General features: G+C 57.0%; 3 protein-coding genes. 1 reads left to right on the forward strand and 2 read right to left on the reverse strand.

What is annotated here, in order from left to right; all coding sequences use genetic code 11:
- Window positions 1-821 (forward strand): group II intron reverse transcriptase/maturase (locus tag GX181_06110; protein NLM71513.1); only part of this gene is annotated, 821 nt, incomplete at its 5' end.
- A 286-nt stretch (window positions 822-1,107) separates the two neighbouring features.
- On the opposite strand, the gene GX181_06115 is transcribed toward GX181_06110, so the two are convergent.
- Window positions 1,108-2,502 carry an ATP-binding protein gene (locus GX181_06115; protein ID NLM71514.1) on the reverse strand — a complete coding sequence of 465 codons (1,395 nt, stop codon included), beginning with the start codon at window positions 2,500-2,502 and terminating at the stop codon, window positions 1,108-1,110.
- A gap of 354 nt (window positions 2,503-2,856) precedes the next feature.
- Entirely contained in the window at window positions 2,857-3,222 is a 366-nt protein-coding gene (locus tag GX181_06120) for a nucleotidyltransferase domain-containing protein (GenBank protein NLM71515.1), read from the reverse strand.
- Window positions 3,223-3,516: the final 294 nt, after the last annotated feature.

Below are 3,516 nucleotides of genomic sequence, written 5' to 3' on the forward strand. Positions count from 1 at the left end.
GAGTGAACCACGACATGCTCATGGCCCGAGTGGCGCGCAAAGTAGCGGACAAACGAGTACTTCGCCTGATACGCTCGTACCTTGAAGCGGGCGTAATGATAGGCGGTCTCTTCGAGAGGACGAAGGAAGGAACGCCTCAGGGCGGTCCCTTGAGTCCCCTACTGGCCAACATCATGCTTGACGACCTGGACAAGGAGCTTGAGAAAAGGGGTCACCGATTCGTCCGTTATGCCGACGACTGCAACATATACGTCAAAAGCAGACGGGCGGGGGAGAGGGTGATGGCAAACATCCGCAGATACGTGGAGGGGAAACTTAAACTCAAAGTCAACGAGGAAAAGAGCGCCGTTGACCGCCCCTGGAGGCGTAAATTTCTGGGATTCTCATTCTCGCACCACAAGGAGCCGCTCATCCGAGTTGCGCCCAGGAGCCTGGACAGATTCAAGGACAAAGTCCGGGAGTTGACCAGCCGCAGGAGAAGCATGAGCCTTGCGGAGCGTATTCAAGAACTCAACCAGTACCTCAGGGGATGGATGGGCTACTTCAAGCTCGCCGTAACCCGCAGCATATTCGAGCAACTGGACGGATGGATACGCAGGCGGCTCCGCATGTGCCTCCTCAAGCAATGGAAGAGAGGCAGGACACGGGTCCGCGAGCTGATGGCTCTTGGAATCCCGAGAGGCAAAGCCATCAAAATCGGCGGATCCCGTAAAGGCTACTGGCGTCTATCGTCAACGCCCCAGATCAACATAGCCTTGGGGCTGGAATACTTCCAATCTCGCGGCCTGTTCAGCCTGAGTTCGGCTCTGTCCATGGGTTAAATTCCGTGAACCGCCGTATACCGAACGGTACGTACGGTGGTGTGGGGGGACGGGGCTAGCCGCCCCCTCCTACCCGATCCTCCCGTTGGTCGTCGGGATGACAGGGACTGGTCGTTCGGGATGGCTTTTTTCCTGTCGTCCCGAACGGCGCGAAGCGACGGAGGGACCTCGAGAGTACACCCCGAGATCGCTCACTTTCGTTCGGGATGACAGAGGGCTGGTCGCCAGGACGAAAAGGGCCAGCCGTCTGGATGGCCTGCTTGTGTCGTTCCAAGCGACTGCGCGGTTACCGCCTATACAGGTCCTTCAGGGTCACAAGCCGGACGTTGCCGATGGAGCCCTCGCGTCTGAGCTGCGCGCTGAAGCCGCTCTTCGCGAACAGCATATAGAACGGCTCTCCGGCAACGCGAAGAAGCTGCGAACGCCTTCGAAGCCTCTCAAAAACATCCAGCCCTACCTGCTTCGACGTGTACTTGCACTCCGCGAACAGCGCCCGCGAGCCGTCATGCGAAACCCCGACGATATCGATCTCCTCCTGCGTCCGCGTACCGGGATCGGTTCCCCACCAGCGGCCGATCTCCTTCAGTGAGAAGGGGAGCGCACCGGGCGAATGCAGAAGATGTTGTGTGCACATGCGCTCGAAGACAGGCCCCATGTAAGTCGGCAGAAAGGGAAGTATTCCTCTCTCGAAAACCCCCTCCGTTCTGAACGCCATGATCATCGTCAGGTTCTCCGGGATGAAACGGTGCCAGAAACGGAATAGCGGGTCTTCGATCGAATAGATCGTCTTCCTGTTCGATTTTTCTAGCAGAGGTCTCTCCTTCCTTACAATGCCCAGCTCCATGAGGACGGCGAGGTAGCGCGAACAGAGGCCGCTTTCGCACCCCGAGCGAGTCGCGATCTCATTCAAGCGCGAAGCTCCACCTGCGATCGCACCTAAAATCGCATTATATGTGCGGGGTTCGCGCAGCTCCTGTTTCAGCAGATTAGCCGGCTCCTCGAAGAGAAAGGAGTTGGGATCCAGAAAGTTCGTTCGTATGTTCTCCTCCGGCGATTTCTCAGGGTGAAAGTGCTCCATGTAAAGCGGAACTCCACCTGTGACGCCGTAGGTCAACGCTTTTTCTTCGGCTGTCCAGCCAGGGTGAAACTCCGCCGCTTCAAGGTAGTCGAAGGGAAGCACTCTGAACTGCGCGGTCCTGCGTCCGAAAAGAGGGCTTTTCCTCCCGAGAACCTGCGTCTCCATAAAACTGGTCGAAGAACCGCAGAGAATAAGAAACAGGCGGGTTGCTTTGAACTCATGATCGATGAACGTCTGAAGAAGAGAGGAAAAGGGCGGCTCCGATTCCGCCAGCCACGGATACTCGTCGATCGCCAGAATGAGACGCTCTTCCCGCGCAAGTGCACCGACATTCTCCAGAATTTCGCGGAAGGAGCGGAACACGGGCGCATGTGGAAGATCGGGCGCAATGAGAGGCGAGAGAGCGCGCGAAAAGCCGTTGAGATTCGCCTCCGCATTCGACTCCAGCGCGGGAAAGAAAACGGTCTTCTTTTTTTCGCAGAACTCCGTGATCAGACGGGTTTTTCCCACTCTGCGGCGACCGTAGATCACCACGAATTCGAAGCGGTCGCTCCGGTAGAGCGTCTCCAGTTTTTCAAGCTCGCGCTTTCTGCCGACGAACATCCCGAGATTCCTCCTTCGAGGCCCAAGAGCCAAACGCAAATTTTCGTATCGTGATTTAGTATATCACATAGAACTGTATTATGTTATAGCTCTCTATGAGAGGTGAACTCATTGTCGGTGGAGATCTTGGATGCAGACTCGGAGAGTATAATCCAAGATCCTTCACATACGTCAGGGAAGACAGACGATCTGTCGTCCCGAACGAGCGCAGCGAGGAGGGACCCCGAGAGTAACCCCGAGATCCCTCGCACACGTTCGGGATGACAGAAAGCACACCCCGCCGCAGCGATGTTCATGTCCCCCTCTAAATCCGCACCCTCTTTTGTCCGCACTTCCGGAGTGTAAATTGAATAATCACGGATGTGTAGCGCCGCAAACCCGAAAGCCTCCCTCCCGCCTTTCATACAACAGCGCTCCCCTGCTGCGAATATCCTCGAGCAGAGCCTCGTTGACGATCATTGAGTGGATCGCGACGTCGAAAGAGTAGGGGAGCGGGAGGTCGTCGAGTTCTCGTACAATGCTGTAGAGGACGAGACCGGTCAGGTCGTCGCCTCCCTGGAGCGACAGGTCGATATCCGAGCCGGTTCTGCGGTTGCCCCTGGCTCGCGATCCGTAGAGTATGACGCGCTCGACTTCCGGATGGCGGGCGAAGACGGCGGCAAGGGCGCATGCCTCTTCAATCTGGGAGAGCGCGCGAAGAAGGCTGTCGAACCGCTGTATCCACCGGATGTCGCTTGACCGTTTTTTATGTAAGGGAAGAGTTTCCCCCCGCGTGCGCGAGGACACGCTCTCGTGCCGAGCCCTTCTTAGTTCGCTGATCGCATGGATATATATAATATACCCCTACAAAGCCCGTAGCGCTGCGGCCCGGTCCGGTTGTCCGGCGGCGTCCGCTAGGTTCGCTTCGCAGGCCAGTCCTTCGGCTACGAAATAGTCCTTCAACGGTAGGGAATTGCGCATAGTCTTGCTTGGCCTTGGGGGCATGTGCCTCCAAGATCGGCGCTCAAAAATGAC

This window comes from Synergistaceae bacterium (genome assembly GCA_012521675.1).
GTDB lineage: Bacteria > Synergistota > Synergistia > Synergistales > Aminobacteriaceae > JAAYLU01.